At 70.0% G+C, this 20508-nt stretch carries 15 protein-coding genes and 2 pseudogenes; 12 read left to right on the forward strand and 5 right to left on the reverse strand.

What is annotated here, in order from left to right:
- Window positions 1-78 precede the first annotated feature (78 nt).
- The gene (modA, locus tag ACZ5PO_RS38980; RefSeq protein ID WP_464188709.1) at window positions 79-894 is read right to left on the reverse strand and encodes a molybdate ABC transporter substrate-binding protein; all 816 of its coding nucleotides are present in this window, start codon (window positions 892-894) and stop codon (window positions 79-81) included.
- Window positions 895-1165: 271 nt separating this feature from the next.
- On the opposite strand from modA, the gene ACZ5PO_RS38985 reads away from it, so the two are divergent.
- Together ACZ5PO_RS38985 and ACZ5PO_RS38990 are read left to right on the forward strand one after the other, a co-directional pair.
- The gene (locus ACZ5PO_RS38985) at window positions 1166-1750 is read left to right on the forward strand and encodes an amino acid synthesis family protein (RefSeq protein ID WP_464188711.1); all 585 of its coding nucleotides are present in this window, start codon (window positions 1166-1168) and stop codon (window positions 1748-1750) included.
- A gap of 196 nt (window positions 1751-1946) precedes the next feature.
- Complete coding sequence (locus ACZ5PO_RS38990) at window positions 1947-2720, forward strand: ferredoxin--NADP reductase (protein WP_464188713.1); 774 nt, start codon at window positions 1947-1949, stop codon at window positions 2718-2720.
- Between the two features lie 30 nt (window positions 2721-2750).
- Here the strand turns inward: ACZ5PO_RS38990 and ACZ5PO_RS38995 are convergent, their stop codons facing one another.
- Complete coding sequence (locus tag ACZ5PO_RS38995) at window positions 2751-3692, reverse strand: LysR family transcriptional regulator (protein WP_464188715.1); 942 nt, start codon at window positions 3690-3692, stop codon at window positions 2751-2753.
- A 97-nt stretch (window positions 3693-3789) separates the two neighbouring features.
- Between ACZ5PO_RS38995 and ACZ5PO_RS39000 the strand changes: the two genes are divergently transcribed.
- From ACZ5PO_RS39000 to ACZ5PO_RS39015, 4 genes and pseudogenes are all read left to right on the forward strand, one after another.
- The gene (locus ACZ5PO_RS39000) at window positions 3790-4056 is read left to right on the forward strand and encodes a YjiS-like domain-containing protein (protein ID WP_464188717.1); all 267 of its coding nucleotides are present in this window, start codon (window positions 3790-3792) and stop codon (window positions 4054-4056) included.
- Window positions 4057-4215: 159 nt separating this feature from the next.
- Window positions 4216-7490, forward strand: a pseudogene (locus ACZ5PO_RS39005) (transglutaminase family protein).
- The gene (locus ACZ5PO_RS39010; protein WP_464188719.1) at window positions 7480-10014 is read left to right on the forward strand and encodes a circularly permuted type 2 ATP-grasp protein; all 2535 of its coding nucleotides are present in this window, start codon (window positions 7480-7482) and stop codon (window positions 10012-10014) included. Before ACZ5PO_RS39005 ends, ACZ5PO_RS39010 begins: the two are co-directional and overlap by 11 nt.
- The gene (locus ACZ5PO_RS39015; RefSeq protein ID WP_464188721.1) at window positions 10011-10901 is read left to right on the forward strand and encodes a transglutaminase family protein; all 891 of its coding nucleotides are present in this window, start codon (window positions 10011-10013) and stop codon (window positions 10899-10901) included. The genes ACZ5PO_RS39010 and ACZ5PO_RS39015 overlap by 4 nt, the downstream gene beginning before the upstream one ends.
- Before the next feature lie 90 nt (window positions 10902-10991).
- Here the strand turns inward: ACZ5PO_RS39015 and ACZ5PO_RS39020 are convergent, their stop codons facing one another.
- Both ACZ5PO_RS39020 and ACZ5PO_RS39025 read right to left on the reverse strand, forming a co-directional pair.
- Entirely contained in the window at window positions 10992-11312 is a 321-nt protein-coding gene (locus ACZ5PO_RS39020) for a Fic family protein (RefSeq protein WP_464188723.1), read from the reverse strand.
- A complete protein-coding gene (locus ACZ5PO_RS39025) occupies window positions 11312-11740 on the reverse strand; it encodes a hypothetical protein (RefSeq protein ID WP_464188726.1) in 429 nt (142 codons plus the stop codon). Before ACZ5PO_RS39025 ends, ACZ5PO_RS39020 begins: the two co-directional genes overlap by 1 nt.
- A 264-nt stretch (window positions 11741-12004) precedes the next feature.
- Between ACZ5PO_RS39025 and ACZ5PO_RS39030 the strand changes: the two genes are divergently transcribed.
- Window positions 12005-13111 (forward strand): IS110 family RNA-guided transposase, encoded by a 1107-nt coding sequence (locus tag ACZ5PO_RS39030; protein WP_464188728.1) that lies wholly within the window; start codon window positions 12005-12007, stop codon window positions 13109-13111.
- Window positions 13112-13398: 287 nt separating this feature from the next.
- Here the strand turns inward: ACZ5PO_RS39030 and ACZ5PO_RS39035 are convergent, their stop codons facing one another.
- Entirely contained in the window at window positions 13399-14055 is a 657-nt protein-coding gene (locus ACZ5PO_RS39035; protein WP_464188730.1) for a glutathione S-transferase family protein, read from the reverse strand.
- Between the two features lie 123 nt (window positions 14056-14178).
- On the opposite strand from ACZ5PO_RS39035, the gene ACZ5PO_RS39040 reads away from it, so the two are divergent.
- The 5 genes and pseudogenes from ACZ5PO_RS39040 to chrA all read left to right on the forward strand — a co-directional run bounded on the left by ACZ5PO_RS39040 (window position 14179) and on the right by chrA (window position 20501).
- Window positions 14179-15393, forward strand: coding sequence for a polyhydroxyalkanoate depolymerase (locus ACZ5PO_RS39040; protein WP_464188733.1), 1215 nt, complete (start codon window positions 14179-14181; stop codon window positions 15391-15393).
- Between the two features lie 179 nt (window positions 15394-15572).
- Complete coding sequence (locus ACZ5PO_RS39045) at window positions 15573-16700, forward strand: PspA/IM30 family protein (RefSeq protein ID WP_464188735.1); 1128 nt, start codon at window positions 15573-15575, stop codon at window positions 16698-16700.
- Window positions 16697-17332 (forward strand): OB-fold-containig protein, encoded by a 636-nt coding sequence (locus ACZ5PO_RS39050; RefSeq protein WP_464188737.1) that lies wholly within the window; start codon window positions 16697-16699, stop codon window positions 17330-17332. The genes ACZ5PO_RS39045 and ACZ5PO_RS39050 overlap by 4 nt, the downstream gene beginning before the upstream one ends.
- A 123-nt stretch (window positions 17333-17455) precedes the next feature.
- Window positions 17456-19160 (forward strand): annotated as a pseudogene (locus ACZ5PO_RS39055) (flotillin family protein); the annotation flags it as partial.
- Between the two features lie 117 nt (window positions 19161-19277).
- The gene (chrA, locus tag ACZ5PO_RS39060; RefSeq protein ID WP_464197228.1) at window positions 19278-20501 is read left to right on the forward strand and encodes a chromate efflux transporter; all 1224 of its coding nucleotides are present in this window, start codon (window positions 19278-19280) and stop codon (window positions 20499-20501) included.
- The last annotated feature ends 7 nt before the right edge of the window (window positions 20502-20508 follow it).

The following is a 20508-nucleotide window of genomic DNA, read 5'->3' on the forward strand; positions in this document are numbered from 1 at the left end:
CGGCCATCGCGTTGGAAGGTTGGGCGCTCCACTCCAACTTCGTCATGGCCGGGTTTGTCCCGGCCACCCATCGATCGATCAAGCCGCCTTGCCGCAGACGGCCGCCTGCCCGCACAGCGCGAAGCCGTACTTGTCGAAGATCGCCGCCGCTGCGGGCCCGTGCAGGAAGGTGAGGAAGGCGCCTGCGTCCGGGTTGCCCGACGAGGCGAGCTGCGCGATCGGGTAGACGATCGGCGCGTGGCTCGTCGCCGGGAAGGTGGCGAGCACCTTGACCTTGGGCTCGACCTTGGCATCGGTGCCGTAGACGATGCCGGCCTTCGCCTCGCCGCGGGCGACGAGAGCCAGGGTGGAGCGGACGCTCTCGCTCTGGGCCAGCTTGTCCTTCACCGTGTCCCAGATGCCGAGCGCGGTCAGGGCCTGTTCGGCATAACGGCCGGCGGGAACCGAGCGGATGTCGCCGATGGCCAGGCGCCCGTCGCCGAGGAAGCCGGCGAGATCGGCCCCCTTGTCGAGCTTGAAGCTCGCGCCGCCGTCCGCCGGCGCCACCAGCACCAGGGTGTTGCCGAGCAGGTTGTTGCGGGTTCCCGTCTTCAGGAGCTTGCGCTGGTCGACGTAGTCCATCCATTCCAGGTCGGCGCTGACGAAGATGTCGGCCGGTGCGCCCTGCTCGATCTGCTTGGCCAGCGGGCCGGACGCGGCAAACGACAGCGTCGCCTTCTTGCCCGTGTCCTGCTCCCACTTTGCGGCGATGTCGCTCAGCGCGTTCTTGAGCGAGGCGGCGGCGAAGACGAGCACCGGCTTGTCCTCGGCCACCGCGGCGCGCGGCGCCAGCACGGCTCCGGCAACGAGGGCGAGGGCAACGGCGGCGGCTGCGGGTCTCGAACGGATGCGCATGCGGGGCTCCGGCGGTTTTCGCTATGTCCTTTGGGATATAGCGCAGGCTCGGCCGCGGCAAGGGCCGCGATCGGCAAAAAGCGCCTGATGCGGACCCGGGACGACGGCCTGCGCTGCATACTTTTCGGCCCCGTCCGGCAGGAGCATGAGCCGCCGACCTTTGTCATCGATCGCGGTCGACGGACAGATCCGCGACCGACCATGGACGAGATCGATTCTCGCGCGTTAGAGCAGAGCCGGCGCGTTGCGCCCATCATCGGGAGCCTGCTCCATGCCTGACGTCATAATCCGCAAGAGCGTGCTGCACGTGGAGGAGATCTTCCACGAAGGCGGTCCCGTCGCCCCCGAGCCGCTGCGGCGCGCCGCCATCCTGACGGTCATTCGCAATCCGTTCGCCGGCCGTTACGTCGAGGAGATCAAGGGCTTCATGACCGACCTGAAGCCGCTCGGCCTGTCCATGGCAAGGGACCTGCTGAGCGCGCTCGGCGACGATCCGGCGGCGATCGAGGGCTACGGCAAGGGCGCCATCATCGGCGCCGCCGGCGAGCTCGAGCACGGCGCGCTGTGGCACGAGCCCGGCGGCTACGCCATGCGCGAGGTGCTGGGCAACGCCAAGGCGATCGTCCCGTCCGCCAAGAAGGTGGGCGCCCCCGGCACCCGCCTCGACGTGCCGATCACCCACATCAACGCCTCCTACGTGCGCAGCCACTTCGACGCCATGGAGGTCGGCGTCAGCGACGCCCCGCGCGCCGACGAGCTGCTGCTGGCGCTGGTGATGACCACCGGCCCGCGCATCCACGCCCGCGCCGGCGGCTTGGCGGCCGCCGACATCCAGGGCCACGACGGGTTGCGGTAAGCCCGGCCCGGCCTCGTCGCCCCTTGTTTCCGGCTTCGCAGGGCCAACATGGTGGGTCGAAGCGATCGGCTCCGCCGCACAACCGAACCCGTCGATGGCCTGCGTCGGTCCGCGCCTTGCTGCGCCTGGTCGATACGGCTAATCGAGACACGGGATCTTGGCCCGTGGCGGCCGCAGACTTGGACTTGGACGGCAGATGAGCAACTTGAACACCGAAAAGGTTCTCAACGTTCGGCATTGGACCGACCGGCTCTTCAGCTTCCAGACCACGCGCGACCCGGGCTTCCGCTTCCGCAGCGGCGAGTTCGTGATGATCGGCATCGAGGTCAACGGCAAGCCGCTGTTGCGCGCCTATTCGGTGGCCAGCGCCAATTACGACGACAAGCTCGAATTCTTCTCGATCAAGGTGCAGAACGGGCCCCTCACCTCACGGCTGCAGCACCTCGCCGTCGGCGACAGCATCGTCGTCGGCCGCAAGCCCACCGGCACGCTGGTGCTCGACAACCTGGAGAACGGCCGCAACATCTATCTCCTGGCCACCGGCACCGGGCTGGCCCCGTTCGCCAGCCTGATCCGCGACCCGGAGATCTACAACCGCTTCGACAAGGTGGTCCTGGTGCACGGCTGCCGCGAGGTGGCGGAGCTGGCCTACGGCGAAACCCTGGTCGAGCAGCTGCGCAACGACGAGTTTCTGGGCGAGGACGCCGAGAAGAAGCTGCTCTACTACCCCACGGTGACGCGCGAGCCGTTCCGCAACCGTGGCCGCATCACCGACCTCATGCAGTCGGGCAAGCTCTACAGCGATCTCGGCCTGGAGCCGCTGTCGGCGGCCGAGGATCGCGTCATGATCTGCGGCAGCCCGGAGATGCTGAAGGACCTCAAGGACATGCTGCTGGCGCAGGGCCTCAGCGAGGGCAACACCGGCGAGCCCGGCCAGTTCGTCATCGAAAAGGCCTTCGTCGAGAAATAGGCGACGGTCGGCTCCCGCGGCAATGGCAGGTCAAGCCCGGCGAAGCGGGAGCGCGACGGCCCGCCCGGCGGCGTCATGGCCGGGCTTGACCCGGCCGTCCGCCACGCCCTGGAATCCGCCCTCCCCCGCCGACCCCATCGTGGCGGCGATCTCGGCGGCAAGCGCGCGCGCCTCCTCGGTACGGGCCGATTTCGACCAGACGATGCCGACCCGTGAGCGCGGCAGTGCCGGCAGGCCATCCGCTGCCTCCAGGATGCGCAGGCCCGGCCGGACGGCACCGCGCGGCAGCACGGTGACCGCGAGGCCCGCGTTCACCATCGGGGCGATGGCCGAGTAGTTGTTCGACACCAGGATCATCCGCGACGCGATGCCGGCCGCCGCGAGCGCCGCCTCCGTGTCGCGCCGCCAGTTGCAGGTGGGGTTGCCCAGCGCCAGCGGCAGCGGCCGCTGCCGGGCGACCGCCCCGTGCGAGGCGGCGACCCACACCAGATCCTCCTCGCGCACCACGTCCACGTCGGGAATGGCGCCACAGTCGGTGACGACGGCGAGATCGAGGTCGCGGGAGCTGATGCGCACGGCGAGATCGAGCGAGCCTTCGCACACCACGGTCAGCTCGACCAGCGGATGGCGCGCGCCGAAGCGGGCCAGGATGTCCGGCAGGAACGGCTCGGCGTAGTCGTCGGGGATGCCGAGCCGCACGCGGCCGCTCAGGCCACGCCGGGCGATCGCCGACAGGGCCGAGGCCTCGACCCGCAGCATCTCGCGGGCGTAGTCGATCAGCCGCTCACCATCGGCCGACAGGCGCACGCCGCGGCCGTTCTTGACGAACAGCTCGCACTTCAGCTGCTCCTCCAGCCGCCGCACGTGCATGGACACGGCGGACTGGGTCTTGTTCACCCGCTCTCCCGCTCGGGTGAAGGAGCCGGTGTCGACGATGGCGAGGAAGGAGCGGAGCTGATCGGTGTCGAGCATGGATCGATCTCATTTCGTCATGCCTGACCTTAAAAACATTCGTTAGACCGATCAATGGATCGCGCGCATAGCATCGTCTCCAGCTCAGGAGAGGATCATGACGGCGTTGGATCTCGGTGCGGCGCGGCCCGGACGTGCGTGGCGGCGCGCGGTCGACGTGGTGGCTCGGCCTATGCGGGCGATGCGAGCCCGACGCGAGATGGCCGTTCTGGCGCAGCTCTCGGACGGCGAGCTGAAAGACATCGGCCTGCGTCCGGATGACGTCGCCAACGCCCTGGCGCAGCCGCTCGGCACGGATCCGACGCGCTATCTGGCCGATCTCGTGCGCGAGCGGCGGCGTCTCGCCTGTCGCGGCCGGTTCTGACGGTCTGCCACGACGGAGCCGGTGCGTGCCCTCCCCGCCTGCAGGGCGAGGTGGGCAGCCTCGCGGTGCACCTCGCCCGGCATTGCATGCTTCTTGCTCCCAAGGCGCTTAACGTGGCGAATCGCAGTCGCCTGACATTTGCGCCGGAGCAAGGATTTCGTGTCGATCCTCGTCGCCCTCCACCACGTGATGCACTACCGGTACGACCGCGCCGTCGGCCTCGGCCCGCAGGTGGTCCGCCTGCGCCCGGCGCCCCACTGCCGGACCCGCATCGCCAGCTATTCGCTGAAAGTGGCGCCTGCCGAGCACTTCCTGAACTGGCAACAGGATCCGCACGGCAACTGGCTGGCCCGGCTGGTGTTCCCGAACCCCGCCTCGGAGCTCAAGGTGGAGGTCGATCTCATCGCCGACATGGCGGTGATCAACCCGTTCGACTTCTTCGTCGAGCCGTACGCCGAAGCCTGCCCATTCGACTACGCGCCCGAGCTCAAGGTCGAGCTCGCCCCCTACCTCGAAGCCGAGGCGCCGGAGCCGCGGCTTGCCGCGTTTTTGAGCACCCTGCCGAAGAGCGCGCCGAATACGGTCCAGTTTCTGGTCGAGCTGAACGCGCGCCTCGCCCGCGATATCCGCTACGTCATCCGGCTCGAGCCCGGGGTGCAGACGCCGGAGGAGACGCTCGAGCGGGCCGCCGGCAGCTGCCGCGACTCGGCCTGGCTGCTGATCCAGATCCTGCGCCATCTGGGCTTTGCCGCCCGCTTCGTCTCCGGCTACCTGATCCAGCTCAAGGCCGACGTCGATCCGCTGGACGGGCCGAAGGGCACCGACCACGACTTCACCGACCTGCACGCCTGGGCTGAGGTCTACATTCCCGGCGCCGGCTGGATCGGCTTCGACGCCACCTCCGGCATGCTGTGCGCCGAAGGCCACCTGCCGGTCGCGGCCACGCCGCACTACCGCTCGGCGGCGCCGATCACCGGCATGGTCGAGCCGGCCAACGTCGACTTCGGCTTCGCCATGGATGTCACCCGCGTCTCCGAGCCGACGCGGGTCACCAAGCCGTTCGATGACGCCAGCTGGCAGGCGCTCGACCGCGTCGGCGAGGCGGTCGACGCCGACCTTAAGGCCGGCGACGTCCGCCTGACCATGGGCGGCGAGCCGACCTTCGTCTCCATCGACGACTTCCAGGCGGCCGAGTGGAACACGGCCGCGCTGGGGCCGACCAAGCGCGCCCTCGGCGACAAGCTGCTCCACCGGCTGCGCGACCGCTTCGGGCCTCAGGGCCTGCTGCACTACGGCCAGGGCAAATGGTATCCGGGCGAGGTGCTGCCGCGCTGGGCGTTCACGCTCTACTGGCGCAAGGATGGGCGCCCCATGTGGCGCGACCCGGCCCTCGTCGCCGGCGAACCGAAGGGCGCCGACGCCGATCGGCCTGGTGCCGGCGCGCTCGCCCGCGCGATCGCCCGCCGGCTCGGCGCCGCCGACGGCCGCGTCATCCCGGCCTACGAGGATCCGCTGGTGTGGATCGTCCGGGAAGCGGAGCTGCCCGACAACATCGATCCGCTGGCGCGCAAGCTCGACGAGGCCGAGGAGCGCACCGGCCTGGTGCGCGTCCTCCAGACCGGGCTCACGACGCCGGCCGCCTACGTGCTGCCGCTGCAGCGCCGCCCCGCGGCGGACGGCCCCCGGCGAGCCGCCCTTGGACGACGGAGCGCTGGACGTTCCGGCGCGGCCACCTGTTCCTGGTCGCCGGCGACTCGCCGGCGGGCCTGCGCCTGCCGCTGGCCAGCCTGCCGCAGCTGCCGCCGGGCGAATATCCGCATCTGGTGGAGCAGGATCCGTCCGCGGTCAGCGGCGAGCTGCCCAGCTTCGACGAGATCCACGCCGGCGTCGCGCCGCCGCCGGTGCCCGAGGGCATTGTGCGCACGGCGCTGATCGTGGAAGAGCGCGGCGGTGTTCTTCACGCGTTCATGCCGCCGGTCGAGCGCACCGAGGACTACCTGGAGCTGCTGGCGCGGATCGAGCTCGCCGCGGCCGACGCGGGCACCGCCGTCCGCATCGAGGGCTACGGACCGCCGGTCGACCCGCGGCTGAACCTGATCAAGGTTACACCCGATCCCGGCGTCATCGAGGTCAACGTCCATCCCGCCGGCAGCTGGCGCGAGGCCGTGGCGATCACGCAAGGTCTCTACGAGGACGCGCGCCAGTGCCGCCTCGGCACCGAGAAATTCATGATCGACGGCCGCCACACCGGCACCGGCGGCGGCAACCACGTGGTGCTGGGGGGCGCCGACCCCGCCGACTCGCCGTTCCTGCGCCGGCCCGACCTGCTCAAGAGCATCATCCTCTACTGGCAGCGCCACCCATCGCTGTCCTTCCTGTTCTCCGGCCTGTTCATCGGCCCGACCAGCCAGGCGCCGCGCGTCGACGAGGCGCGCCACGACAGCCTCTACGAGCTTCAGATCGCGCTCGACACAGTGCCGCTGCCCGGCGCCGGCGAGCCGCCGGCACCGTGGCTGGTCGACCGGCTGTTCCGCAACCTGCTCGTCGACCTCACCGGCAACACGCACCGGGCCGAGATCTGCATCGACAAGATGTACTCGCCCGACAGCTCCACCGGCCGGCTCGGCCTGATCGAGTTCCGCTCCTTCGAGATGCCGCCCGACGCCCGCATGAGCCTGGCCCAGCAGCTGCTGCTGCGGGCGCTCGTCGCCTGGTTCTGGCGCGAGCCGCAGAGCGGCCAGCTGGTCCGCTGGGGCACCGCCCTGCACGACCGCTTCATGCTGCCTCACTTCGTCTGGGCCGATCTGCTCGACGTCATCGCCGACCTCAACCGAGCCGGCTATCCGATCAAGCCGGCCTGGTTCGAAGCCCAGCAGGAGTTCCGCTTCCCGCTGCTCGGCCGCATCGGCTTCGGCAGCACGTCGCTGGAGCTGCGCCATGCGCTGGAGCCGTGGCACGTGATGGCCGAGGAGTCCGCGGGCGGCGGCACCGTGCGCTTCGTCGATTCCTCCGTCGAGCGGGTGCAGCTGAAGGTGAGCGGCTTCCTGCCCGAGCGCCACGTCATCGCCTGCAACGGACGGCGGGTGCCGATGACGGCCACGGGCCATGCCGGCACGGCGGTGGGCGGTGTCCGCTACAAGGCGTGGCAGCCGGCGAGCGGCCTGCACCCCACCATGGCCGTGCACGCGCCGCTGACCATCGACATCATCGACACCTGGAACGGCCGCTCGCTGGCGGGCGCCGTCTACCACGTCGCCCATCCGGCAGGTCGCAATTATGAGACATTCCCCGTAAACTCGTACGAAGCGCAGGCGCGACGGCTCGCGCGCTTCCAAGATCACGGTCATACTCCGGGCCCGATCGATGTTCCCCCGGATGAGCGGACGGGCGAGTTCCCGTTGACGCTGGACCTCAGGACGAGCCGTGCCCGCTGATGCGACCCATCGTGTGTCCCATGCGCCAGACGACCGCGCCGGTCCGGCGGAGCGCCAGTTCCTGGACTGGATCGAGGGTTACAAGCCGCTCCCCGGCATCCCTGACGAGCTGATCGGACCGGACGGTCGGCCACGGCCCTATTGGCGCCGCTTCCTGGAGACGCTGGCGGCCGTTCCCGCCGAGGAGAGCGAACGGCGCTTCGCCGCCGCCAACCGGCACATCCGCGACGCCGGCGTGACCTATCGGGTCTACGGCGAGGCGAACGACCGCAGCTGGCCGCTCGGCCGCATCCCGCTGCTGATCGGCGAGAGCGAGTGGCGGGCCATCGCCGAAGGCGTCGCCCAGCGTGCGACCCTGCTCGAAGCGATTCTGGCCGACGTCTACGGGCCGGGCTACCTCATCGGCGACGGCGCGCTGCCGGCCGCGGCGGTGACCGGCAACGACGACTTCCTGCCCGAGGCGCACGGCATCGATCCTCCCGGCGGACGCCACCTGCGCATCTACGCCGCCGATATCGGCCGCGGCCCCGACGGCGGCTGGTGGGTGCTGGCCGACCGCACCCAGGCGCCCTCCGGCGCCGGCTACGCGCTGGAGAACCGGCTCGTGTCGTCGCGGGCGTTCCCCAGCCTCTACAACGAGATGAACGTGGAGCGGCTGGCGCCATTCTTCGGCGCCTTCCGCACCGGGCTCATCGGTGCCGCGCGACGCTCCGATCCGCGCATCTGCCTGCTGACGCCGGGCCCCTTCAGCCAGACCTATTTCGAGCAGGCCTACCTCGCCCGCTACCTCGGCTTCCTGCTGGTGGAAGGCGACGACCTGATCATGCACGAGGGGCGCCTGCACGTGCGCACCGTGGCGGGCCTCAAGCGGGTCGACGCCCTGTGGCGGCGGGTCGATGCCGACTTCATCGACCCGCTGGAGTTCAACAGCGCCTCCCGGCTCGGCGTGCCCGGGCTGATGCAGGCCCTGCGCAACGGCGAGGTGGTCGTCGCCAACATGCCGGGCGCCGGCTTCGTCGAGGGCCGGGCGCTGATGAGCTTCCTGCCGGCGCTGTGCCGTCGCATGTTCGGCGAGGACCTGAAGCTACCCAACATCGCGACCTGGTGGTGCGGACAACCGGGCGAGCGAGCCTTCGTGCTCGACCGGCTCGACGAGCTCGCCATCGCCGGCGCCTTCGACCGCCCCGTCACCGGCCTCGGCAGCCCCTCGCCCGTGCCCGGCCGCAGCCTGACCGGTGCCGCGCGCGAGGCGCTGATCGCGGCCATGGAGCGGCGGCCGGTCGACTTCGTCGGCCAGGAGGTGGTGCGGCTGTCGACGATGCCGGTGTGGGAAGACGGCCGGCTGGCCCCCCGCCCCTTCGTGCTGCGCGTCTACGCCGCCGCCACGGCCGAGGGCTGGGCGATCATGCCCGGGGGGTTCTGCCGCGTCTCCAATTCGCCCGACGCCCGCGCCCTCTCCATGGGCGAGGGCGTGCAGTCGGCGGACGTCTGGGTGCTGGCCGACAAGCCGGTCGAGATCACCACGCTGCTGCCGCGCTCCGACGCGGTGAAGACGCGGCGCATCGTCGGCGTGCTGCCGAGCCGGGCAGCCGACAATCTATTCTGGCTCGGCCGCTACCTGGAGCGCTCGGAAGCGACCTTGCGGCTGGTGCGCTGCCTGTGCAGCAGCCTGATCGAGGCGGATCCGGCGATCCACGGCACCAGCCCGGCGCTGGAGCGGCTGGAGCGCCTGCTCGTCGCCTGGGGCTCCGTAGCGCCCGAGCAGCTGGGCGACCCGGGCGCGGTGGCCACGGCGGCGCTGCACGGCGAGGCCAATTACGGCTCGGCCGTGGCGCTGGTCCGCTCGGCCCGGCGCACGGCCGCACGCGTGCGCGAGCGCCTGGGCTCCGATGCCTGGCGGGCGCTGGCGGCGCTGAGCGACCGACTGGCGGACGACCCGCACGGGCAGCTCACCGAAGCGGAGGCCTTCGACCGCGCCGACCGCGCCCTGCAATGGCTTGCCACGCTTTCGGGGCTCGCCCAGGAGAACATGAACCGCGTCGCCGGCTGGCCCTTCATCGACATGGGCCGGCGCATTGAGCGCGGCGTCGTCACCTGCCGCTTCGCCCGCCAGTTCGCGGCCGACGACGCCACCGTCGACGACCTCGACGTGCTGCTCGACCTGGTGGATTCGCAGATCACCTACCGCTCGCGCTATATCGCCGGCTTCGCGCTGGCCCCGGTGCGCGACATGGTGGTGCTCGACCCCTACAATCCCCGCTCCGTCGCCTTCCAGGTGCTGCGCCTGCAGGACCATCTGGCGGCGCTGCCGTCGCTGCGCGCCGACGGGCTGCTCGAGCCGCCGCGCCGCCTGAGCGTCGCACTCGCCGCCGACATGACGACGCAGGAGGCGGAGCAGCTCGACGTCGGCAAGATCCTCGCCATCGAGCAACGGCTGCTGCAGCTGTCGGAGGCGATCGGGGCGCGCTATTTCCTGCACGGACCGGGCGCCATGCGGCCGGAGAAGCTCACGGGCCTCGCGTGATCTACGACATCCGCCACCTGACCACCTACACCTACGAAGCACCCGTCGGCTTCGCCCGCTGCACCATGCGGCTGATCCCGACGAGCTCCCACGGCCAGCAGGTGCTGTGGAGCCGGCTCGTCATCACGCCGGAACCGGCCGAGCGGCGGGAGCGCATCAGCTTCTTCGGCCACGTCGTCGTGACCGTGACCATCGAGACGCCGCACAGCGAGCTCAGCGTCGAGGCGCGCTCGCGCGTCGACGTGGACCGGGAGGGACAGATGGGCCTGTTCCTGGGCCGCGGCTGGGAGGACATCCGGGCCCAGGCGTTCGCCTCCAACTCGCTCGCGGCCTCGTCGCCGGCGCACTACCTCTATCCGAGCCGGCTCGTCGGCCTCGATCCCGCCATCACCGCCTACGCCGAGCGCTCGTTCACGCCCGGCCGTCCGCTGTTGGAGGCGGCGGACGACCTGATGGCGCGCATCAAGGCCGAGTTCGCCTACGACACCAAGGCGACCGCGGTGTCGACGCCGCTCAAGGAGGCCTTCGAGCACCGCCGCGGCGTCTGCCAGGACTTCGCCCACATCATGATCGCCGGCCTGCGCGGCCTCGGCCTGCCCGCGGCTTATGTCAGCGGCTACCTGCGCACCGTGCCGCCGCCCGGCCAGAAGCGGCTCGAAGGCGCCGACGCCACCCACGCCTGGGTCGCGGTCTGGGCCGGCGACGACATCGGCTGGGTCGGCTTCGATCCCACGAACAACATCCGGGCGCTCAACGACCACATCGACCTGGCGACCGGCCGCGACTACGCCGACATCTCTCCCGTCGACGGCATCATCCTCGGCGCCGGCGAGCAGGACCTCGACGTCAAGGTGGACGTCGTGCCCGTTGGCGTCGCGGGGGCGTGACGCGCGGCGCTCCAGATTCGGAAAGTTATGAGCATTTCGCCATGGGATCGATGATCCCGTTCCATGACGAAATGCTCTGGCGAGCATGGGTCAAGCCGGCGGCTCGGCCTCCTCGAGGACGGCGAGATACTCCGCCAAGGTGGCGTCCAGCCGTTCGCGCATGAAGCGCTGAAACGGCTCTGGGTCGTCCGCGAGCGAGGCCCGCTCCAACGTGTCCAGATAGGTCTTGCGGTCCTCGAGCCGCACCGCGATCGGTGGATAGCCGGCACGGAGCAGCAGCAGGTTCATCAGCAGCCGCGCCGTCCGCCCGTTGCCATCGGCGAAGGGATGGATGGAGGTGAGGCGGAAGTGGGCATCGAAAATCGATGCCGGCTCGTCCACCGCTGTCAGCCGTGCGCCGAAGGCGGCCATCAGTTGCGGGATCTTGGCCGGGTTCGGAAAGACGACGGGCGAGCCGACAATGCGGCGCGGCAAGCGGCTATAGGCGCGGCGATCCCCGGCTGGCTGCGGGCGACGATGCGCCGGTGCAGCTCGCAGACCGTGTCCTCGCCGATCGGCACCGCCTGCCCGGCAAGCTGGCGCATCCATTGCAGCGCGTCGTAGTGGTCCACGGCCTCGAGGTGGTCGCGCAGCGGCTTACCGCCGACCGTGATGCCGTGCTCGATGACCTCGGCGGTCTCGCGCAGGGTGAGGGTGTTCCCCTCGATGGCGTTCGACGTATAGGTCAGCTCGACGTCGTAGTGCTTCTGCAGCTGAGCCAGGGCGCCGCCCGACAGCGGACGCAGAGCGTCGAGCTGATCCTTCTTGCCCTTGATCCGGGCGACGAGGTCGTCGAGCATGGCGAGGGCACATCCCACCGCGTCACGGCCGGGCTTGACCCGGCCATCCATCAACTCGAGAACGAGACGTTCTCGGTCGGGCCGCACCGTGATTTTTCTCAAGCGGATGGGTGGCCGGGTCAAGCCCGGCCATGACGCAGGGAAGGCCCGGAGCCTTCGCTAGACGTCATGTTCCGTGGGTGAGGTTGGCTCGCTCTGTCGTGCGATGAAGAGACGAGGGTTGCTCGGAGGGCCGAGCCGAGCCTCACGCACGGAGAGCGAGCCATGGGGACTATAGAGGCTTTCGTTGCATTCGACGTTGCGAAACTGAAGCACGCGGTAGCGATCGCCGAGGGCGGTCGCGACGGCGAGGTTCGTTTTCTCGGCGAGATCGAAAACAAGCCGGCGACGATCGAGCGGATGATCAAGAAGCTGGGCAGGCGGTATGACCGGCTGCACGTGTGCTTCGAGGCTGGGCCGACCGGCTACGGGCTCTGCCGCCAAGTCCGCGACCTGGGACACGATTGCATGGTGGTCGCACCGGCCCTGATTCCGAAGCGGGCGGGGGAGCGGGTGAAGACGAACCGCCGGGACGCGGTCACGCTGGCGCGGTTGCACCGGGCTGGCGAGCTGACCGGGGTGTGGGTTCCCGACGCGATTCACGAAGCCATTCGCGATCTGGTCCGGGCCCGGGAGGCAGCCGGCGACGATCTTCGCCGCAAGCGCCAGCAGTTGCTGTCCTTCCTGCTGCTGCACGCGCGGATTTATGACGGCGGCGGTCACTGGACTTTGGCGCATCGTCGCTGGCTCGCCCGCCAAGCCTTCGAGCATGCAGCCCAGCAGATCGTCTTCCAGGAGAAGATCGACGCGATCACGGAGGCCGCCGAGCGGCTGCACCGTCTCGACGAGCAGCTGGCTGTCATTGTGCCGACCTGGTCCATGGCGCCGGTCGTGGAGGCCTATCAGGCGATGCGTGGCGCCTCCTTTCTTGTCGCCGTCATCTTCGCGGCCGAGATTGGGGATGTGCGCCGCTTCAATAGTCCGCCTCAGCTCATGGCCTTCCTGGGTCTCGTTCCCGCAGAGCGCTCGACTGGCGAGACGGTGCGGCGCTCCGGCCTCACGCTTGCTGGCAACCGACGAGCCCGCAGGGCCCTGGTCGAAGCTGCCTGGACCTACCGCTATCCTGCCCGGGTGAGCGAGGCTCTACGAGCCCGGCTTGAAGGGCTACCCAAGGCCGTCCGCGACATCGCCTGGAAGGCGCAGGTCCGCCTCTGCGCCCGCTACCGCCGGCTCACCACAGGAGGCAAGAAGCTGCCGGTCGTGGTCGCCGCAATCGCGCGCGAGATGGCAGCTTTCCTGTGGGCCATCGGACGGGAGGTGGCACCGGCTTAGGCCAGTCTTCCAGCCCCTACACAGCGCCGGAGGTGGGGCCGCGGTGGGGAACTCCCGTCGCTAGTTATGTGGCCGAGCATACGCCCGACGCCCGCCCTCTAGACCGAGGACAGCCCCGAGACGAACACACGGAAGGCGGTATCCAATCCGCGGATGAGAGTCTGATCAACCGTCGTCTCTAGCTCCACCTCCAGCCCTGTGCAGTTCCAGCCGACCGCAACTGCTTCGCCAAAGCGGACAGCAGTCGATCCCGCTCGCGTTCTGCCCTTGACTGGGAACATGAGAGACTAGAACTCCACGTCGAGCTCTTCGAGCTCCTCCGGCTCCTCTTCCGCCGCCTTGACCCACTCCTGCATCGGCGCCCAGGCGAAGATGGTGTCGGAAAAAGCCTGGAGGCCGGGCTCGAGCGACACCGCGTAGGTGCGGAAGCGCGAGCATACGGGCGCGTACATGGCGTCGGCGACCGAAGGTGCGGCGCCGAACAGGAACGGCCCGCCGGAGCTCGCCAGGCATTCGCGCCAGATCGTGAGGATGCGCTCGATGTCCGACTGGGCGCCCTGCCACACCTTGAAGTTGGGGAAGTAGCCCTTGACGTTCATCGGCAGCGCCGAGCGCAGGTTGGCGAAGCCGGAGTGCATCTCGCCCGAGACGGAGCGGCAGTGGGCGCGCGCCACCTTGTCCTTCGGCAGCAGGCCGGCGTCGGGGAAGGCTTCCGCCAGGTACTCGGCGATCGCCAGGGTATCCCAGACCTTCACACCTTCGTGAACGAGGCAGGGGACGAGAAACGAGGGTGACAGCAGCAGCAGCTCGGCCCGGGTCGAGGGATCGTCGAGCGTGCGTGCGTCCTCCTCGAACTCGAGCCCCGCCATCTTGCACAGCAGCCATCCGCGCAATGACCAGGAGGAGTAGTTCTTGCTGCTGATCGTCAGTGTCGCCTGCGCCATCTAAGCCGTTCCTCCCACCCGTCCGACGAACGCGGTACCCCGCCGTCGAGAATTTATGTCGCAATGCAGCAAAACATGCACTAGCTTTCGCTGTCGTTGAGGACCTGCGGGAAACGCCATTCCATGCTTTATCAAGCGTTTCAGGCACAAGCCGATGTGATGGCGCCGATCCGCGAAATTGCGCGGGGCCAGTATGAAGGCCTGAAAGTGTGGCGAGGCAAGGCCGAATCGCCTGCGCTCGCCCATCTGTCGGCCGCCCTCGAAATGGTCTCGCGCGCCGGTTTGTCGCACAGCCGTCCGCCCTATGGCATCGACACCGTCACCGTCGGCAACCGCGAGGTCGCGGTCACCGAGGAGCCGGCGCTGGTGACGCCGTTCGGCACGCTGCTGCGTTTCAAGAAGGACATCGATGCCGCTCAGCCTCGGGTCATGATCGTGGCGCCCTTGTCGGGCCATTTCGCCACGCTCCTGCGTTCCACCGTGCGTACCATGCTGCCCGACCATGACGTCTACATCACCGATTGGCACAATGCGCGGGACGTCAGCCTGGCCGACGGCCGCTTCGGCTTCGAGGAATACGTGGATCACCTGATCCGGTTCCTGGAGCACCTCGGGCCCGGTGCGCATGTGGTGGCGGTGTGCCAGCCGTGCGTGCAGGTGCTCGTGGCGGTCTCGCTGATGGAGGAAGGCAAGAACCCGGCCAAGCCCAAGAGCATGACCCTGATGGCCGGGCCGATCGACACCCGGATCAGCCCGACCGAGGTCAACAAGCTCGCCACCACGCGGCCGATCGAATGGTTCGAGAAGAACCTGCTCGCCACCGTGCCGGCGCGCTACGCCGGCGCCGGTCGCCGCGTCTACCCGGGCTTCGTGCAGCTCAACGCCTTCATGTCGATGAACAAGGAGCGCCACGTGAAGGCGCACCGGGAGCTGTACAACCTGCTCGCCGCCGGCGAGACCGAGAAGGCGGAGGTGGTGAAGACCTTCTACGACGAGTACTTCGCCGTGCTCGACCTCCCGGCGGAGTTCTACATCGAGACGGTGAACTGGGTGTTCCAGCGCGCCATGCTGCCGCGCGGCGAGCTCACCTATCGCGGCCACAAGGTCGATCCGCGGGCCGTGACCCGCACCGCGCTGCTCACCGTCGAGGGCGAGCGTGACGACATCTGCGCCGTCGGCCAGACCTTGGCCGCCCACGATCTGTGCAGCCGCCTGCGCCCCTACCTCAAGCGCCACCACCTGCAGGCCGGCGTCGGCCACTACGGCGTGTTCAGCGGCCGCCGCTGGGAGAACCAGATCTACCCGCTGGTGCGCAACCTGATCCTGGCGAGCGATTAGATAGCTTAAGGGCGCCCTTGCGAGACCGGCCGGTCCGGCCGACCGAGGCGTCGGGCGCTGCGCCGGCGAACCAATCCGTCGACATCCCTGTGCGGCCGCGCCGCTGGTCTGCTCGCCGCGCGTTCAGACTCGCGTGGCGACACCTTGAAAGCACAAAAGACGTTCCTTAGATATCGTACATGGTGTTGCGCTTCCAATCCACCATGAGTTGCGCGCTGTCGCCCACGCCGGACGACATGCGGGCGATTCGGGCGACCCTCGCGGACTACGCCGTGATGATGGCCGTTCTCGACGAGATCGAGCACGATCGCGGCGCCAGCGCGAACCTCGTGACCCTGCATGAGCAGGCCTATGCGCTGATCCGCGAGCGCACCCGCCTGCCAGCGCGGCTGGTGACGCTCGGCCTGCGCGATCATGCCGGCCGCCCGGCCGGCGTGCCGATTGCCGATCTGCCGCTGGATGGCCGCCTCTACGCCATCAAGAGCCCGACCCATCTGAGCCTCGCCACGGTCGAGGGGCGCAGGCTCATTCCCTATGCCGTCGAGGGCTATACGGCCGGCTGGGCCGACCATGCCGAAGCCAGGCTGGTGCTCAAGGACGGCGAAGCTCTCATCCTGGTCGGCATTCCCGCCGCGATCAAACCGAAGGAGACCGCCATGGCCACCGAAGGAGTCCTGTCGCGCATCGGCCGCGTCATCGCCGGCGTCGCCCACGGAGCCGTCGACACGTTCGAGGGCGCCAATGCCGTCGCCACCGTCGAGCAATCGATCCGCGAGATCGACGCCGTCGCCGACGACGCCCGGAGCGGCGCCGCCAGGGCGCGTGCCGAGGAGCATAGGCTCAAGGCCAAGATCGCCGAGATCGACGACGAGATCGAGGACCTCGCCGGCAAGATCGAGCTCGGCCTCGCCGAGGGGCGGGAGGACCTGGTGAAGCCGGTGGTCGGCCTGCAGATCGACCTGGAGGCCCAGCGTGCGGCGCTCGAGACGGCGTTGGCCGAAGTCGTGACCGATATCGAGCAGGCGGCCAAGGCGCTGCAGGCCGTGCATTCGGCGCGGCAGGATGCGGTCGCCCGCCTCGCCGCGCTGAAGCGCAGCAAGGGCGCCGCGAACGGCGCGGACAGCGCCAGCGCCTCGGTTCGCAACGACGACCGGCTCGCCCGCTCGCTCGACACCGTCGGGCGCGTCACCGGCGTCCCTGCCCGGCCGGCGACCGGGGCCTCGGAGGTGGAGGAGCTGGCACGGCTGCAGCGCGAGAAAGCCATCCAGCAGCGGCTGGCGCTCTACAAGGGACGCACCGGCTCATGAGCGTGCTGACCGCGCCCGGCTTCTATCCCTTCACCATCGCCGCGCTGATCCTCGTCGGCCTGGTGGCCGTCGAGCTTCTCGCCCTGATCGTGGGCCTGTCGGTCTCGACGCTCGTCGACGACGGCCTCGTGCCGCATCCGGACTACGGCGACCACGGCGTGATGGGTGCCTGGATGTCCTGGCTCAACGCCGGCGGCGTGCCGCTGCTGGTGCTGATGATGATCGCACTGGCCGCCTTCGCCATTGCCGGCCTGGTGCTTCAGGGCGTCGCCCAGGCGGTCGCGGCGCCGCTGCCGACGCTGATCGCCAGCCTCGCCGCGCTGGTGGCGGCGGCGCCGCTCACCCGGACACTGTCGCGCTGGACGGGACGAATCTTTCCGCGCGACGAGACCGCCGTGGTGAGCCAGGCCGAGTTCATCGGCTCCATCGGCACCGTGACGCTCGGCCCGCTCGACGACGACAAGCCCGGCCGCGTGCGCATCAAGGACCGCCACGGCAACGTCCACGTGCTGCGGGCGCGGGCCGCCCCGGGCCACATCATCGCCCAGGGCGCGCTGGTGATCGTCGTCGACGGCGCCGGCGGCGTGTTCGAGGCGATTCCGGCGCCGGACGAGCTGGGCGCGTCCAGCTAGGGCACCGGTCCCCGCCGCGGGGCGGATCCGGTGCCGTGACGAGATCGAACGGGCAGCTCCGCCTCCGCAGGAGCCGCCGCTCCAGGCCGAACCAGGGGGAACATGCTCATGACCTTTGCTTCCATGCTCACCATTGCCGGCGTCATCATCGCGCTCATCATCGGCATCGGCCTGGTCATGGCCGCGCTCTACACGCGCGCCACCCGCGACAAGGCCTATGTGCGCACCGGCCTCGGCGGCAAGCGCGTGGTGCTCGACGGCGGCTCGGTCATCCTGCCGATCTTCCACTCCTATTCCTGGGTGCAGCTGAGCACCCTGCGGCTCGAGGTGCAGCGGAGCCAGGGCGAGTCGCTGATCACCGCCGACCGTATGCGCGCCGACATCACCGCCGAGTTCTACGTGCGGGTGAAGCCCGACGAGGAAAACATCGCGCTCGCCGCCCAGACCCTCGGCGACCGCACCAACAACGCCGACCTGCTGAAGACGCTGGTGGAGGCCAAGTTCGTCGACGGGCTGCGCTCGGTCGCCGCCACCATGACGCTCAAGGACCTGCAGGAGAAGCGCTCCAACTTCGTCAAGGCGGTGCAGGATGCAGTCGCCGCCGACCTCCAGTCGAACGGCCTGGAGCTCGAATCGGTGTCGCTGACGCGCCTCGACCAGACCGACATCGTCCACTTCAACCCCAACAACACCTTCGACGCGGAGGGCCTGACGGCGCTCACCCGGGTCACCGAGGAGCGCCGCCGCGAGCGCAACGAGATCGTGCGCGAGAACGAGGTGGCGATCGCCACCAAGGACCGCGAGGCCGTGCTGCAGCGGCTGACCATCGAGCGCGAGCAACGCGACGCCGAGCTCAGCCAGCAGCGCGACATCGCCAACAAGACGGCCGAAACGCGGGCCGAGCAGGCGCGCGCCGAGCAGGCGGCGCGTCTGGCCGAAGAGACGTCGCGGCTGGAGACCGAGCGCGGCGTGGCCAAGAGCGAAGCCGAGGCCTGGCAGGCCAAGGAGACGGCGCGTATCCTGGCCGAGCGCGGCATTGCCGAGAACGAGGCGGAAGCCAAGCGCATCACCGAAACCGCCCGCATCGAGGCGGCCATCGCCGTCGCCCAGAAGAGCGAGGCCGAATCCCAGGCCAAGGCCAAGGCCGAGGAAGCCCGCGCCGCCGCCGTCACCGCCGAGGAGCAGGTGGCGACCGCACGCGCCGTCGAGGTGGCCGACCGCGCCAAGAAGATCGCCGTGATCGAGGCCCGCAAGGAGGCCGAGCAGGCGGCGACCGGAGTGACCGTCAAGGCCGAGGCCGAGCGTGAGGCGGCGGAAAACCTGGCGGCCGCCATGCTCACCCAGGCGCAGGCGGAAGCCGACGCCAACAAGGTGCGCGCCGGCGGCATCATCGAGCTCGGCGAGGCCGAGGCCAAGCGCGAGCGGGCGCTCAACGAAGCGCGCAACGCGCTGTCGCCGCAGATGGTCGACTTCGAGCTCACCAAGCAACGCATCGCCGTCATCCCCGAGGCGCTCGAGCAAGCCATGAAGCCGGTCGAAAAGATCTCTGACATCAAGATCTTCAGCGCCGGCAACCTGCTCGGTGCCGTCGGCCCCGGCGGCGCGGCGCCGGGCGCGGCGAGCCCGATCTCGGACCTCAGCAGCCAGTTGCTCAGCTTCGGGGCGCAGAAGCCGATCGTCGACGCCATCCTCTCCCAGGCCGGCTTCGCGGGCGGCAATCCGGTGGAGGCGCTGCTGGACGGGACGCAGCGCAGCGCCAACGGCCCGGCCAGGAGCACGAGCCTGCCCGGCCCGGCCGGCGGGGCGGACGACACCTCCCGGCAGAACTGATTGCAGCCGCCGGAGGCGTGCCCGAGCGTGGCGGGTGGGCGTGGCGCCATCCGTTGACAGGCGTGCCGGCGCCGGCCACGAAGCGCCGGCCACGCCACCCCGCCACAGGCCCCGGATGACCGACGAGTTGCAACAGCCGGACGAGCGCCTCGGCGCCGACACGGACACGGGCGGCCCCGGCGAGGTCTTCCGTGTCTTCCTCAAGCTCGGCCTCACCTCGTTCGGCGGGCCCATCGCCCATCTCGGCTATTTCCGCGACGAGCTGGTGGTGCGCCGCCGCTGGATCGACGAGGCCGGCTACGCCGATCTGGTGGCGCTGTGCCAGTTCCTGCCGGGCCCGGCATCCAGCCAGGTCGGCTTCTCGCTCGGCCTGCTGCGCGGCAAGGGCTGGCTCGGCGGCCTCGCCGCCTGGGCCGGCTTCACCTTGCCGTCTGCCATCCTGCTCGTCGCCTGTGCGCTGGGCGCCGCTGCGCTCGGCGGAGCCGGCGGGCTGCTGCACGGGCTGAAGCTGGTCGCGGTCGCCGTCGTCGCCCAGGCCATCTGGGGCATGGCGCGGAGCCTGACACCGGACCGGCCGCGCGCCGCCATCGCGCTGGCCGCGGTGCTGATCGTGGTGTTCGCCGGCGGCGCGCTCGGCCAGATCGCCGCCATCGCGCTCGGTGCCCTCGCCGGCCTGTGGCTCTGCCGCGGCGAGGCACCCGCTCCGGCGAGCCACCTGAGCGTCCCCCTGTCGCGCCGCACCGGCGCCGTCTGCCTGGCGCTGTTCGCCGCTCTGCTGCTGCTCCCGCCGGTGCTGGCCGGCGCCACCGGCGCGCAGCCGATCGCCCTGTTCGACGCCTTCTACCGCTCCGGCGCCCTCGTCTTCGGCGGCGGGCACGTGGTGCTGCCGCTGCTGCAGGCCGAGACGGTGGCGCCGGGCTGGGTGAGCAACGAGGCCTTCCTTGCCGGCTACGGCCTGGCCCAGGCAGTGCCCGGGCCGCTGTTCACCTTCGCTGCCTATCTCGGCGCGGTGATGGGGCCGGCGCCCAACGGCCTCGCCGGTGCCGCGATCGCGCTCGTCGCCGTCTTCCTGCCGGGCCTGCTGCTGGTCGCCGGTGTACTGCCGTTCTGGGACGCGCTCAGGCGCCGCGCCGCGGCGCAGGCGGCCATGCGCGGGACCAACGCCGCCGTCGTCGGCATCCTCGGCGCCGCGCTCTACGACCCGGTGTGGACCAGCAGCGTGCTGGCGCCGCGCGACTTCGCACTGGCCCTCGCGGGCTTCCTGCTGCTCACCGTGTGGAAAGCGCCGCCCTGGATTATCGTGGTGCTGCTGGCGCTGGCGGGCGTGGCGCTGGGTTGAGCTTCCA

Source organism: Chelatococcus sp. KU-N122 (genome assembly GCF_055391085.1).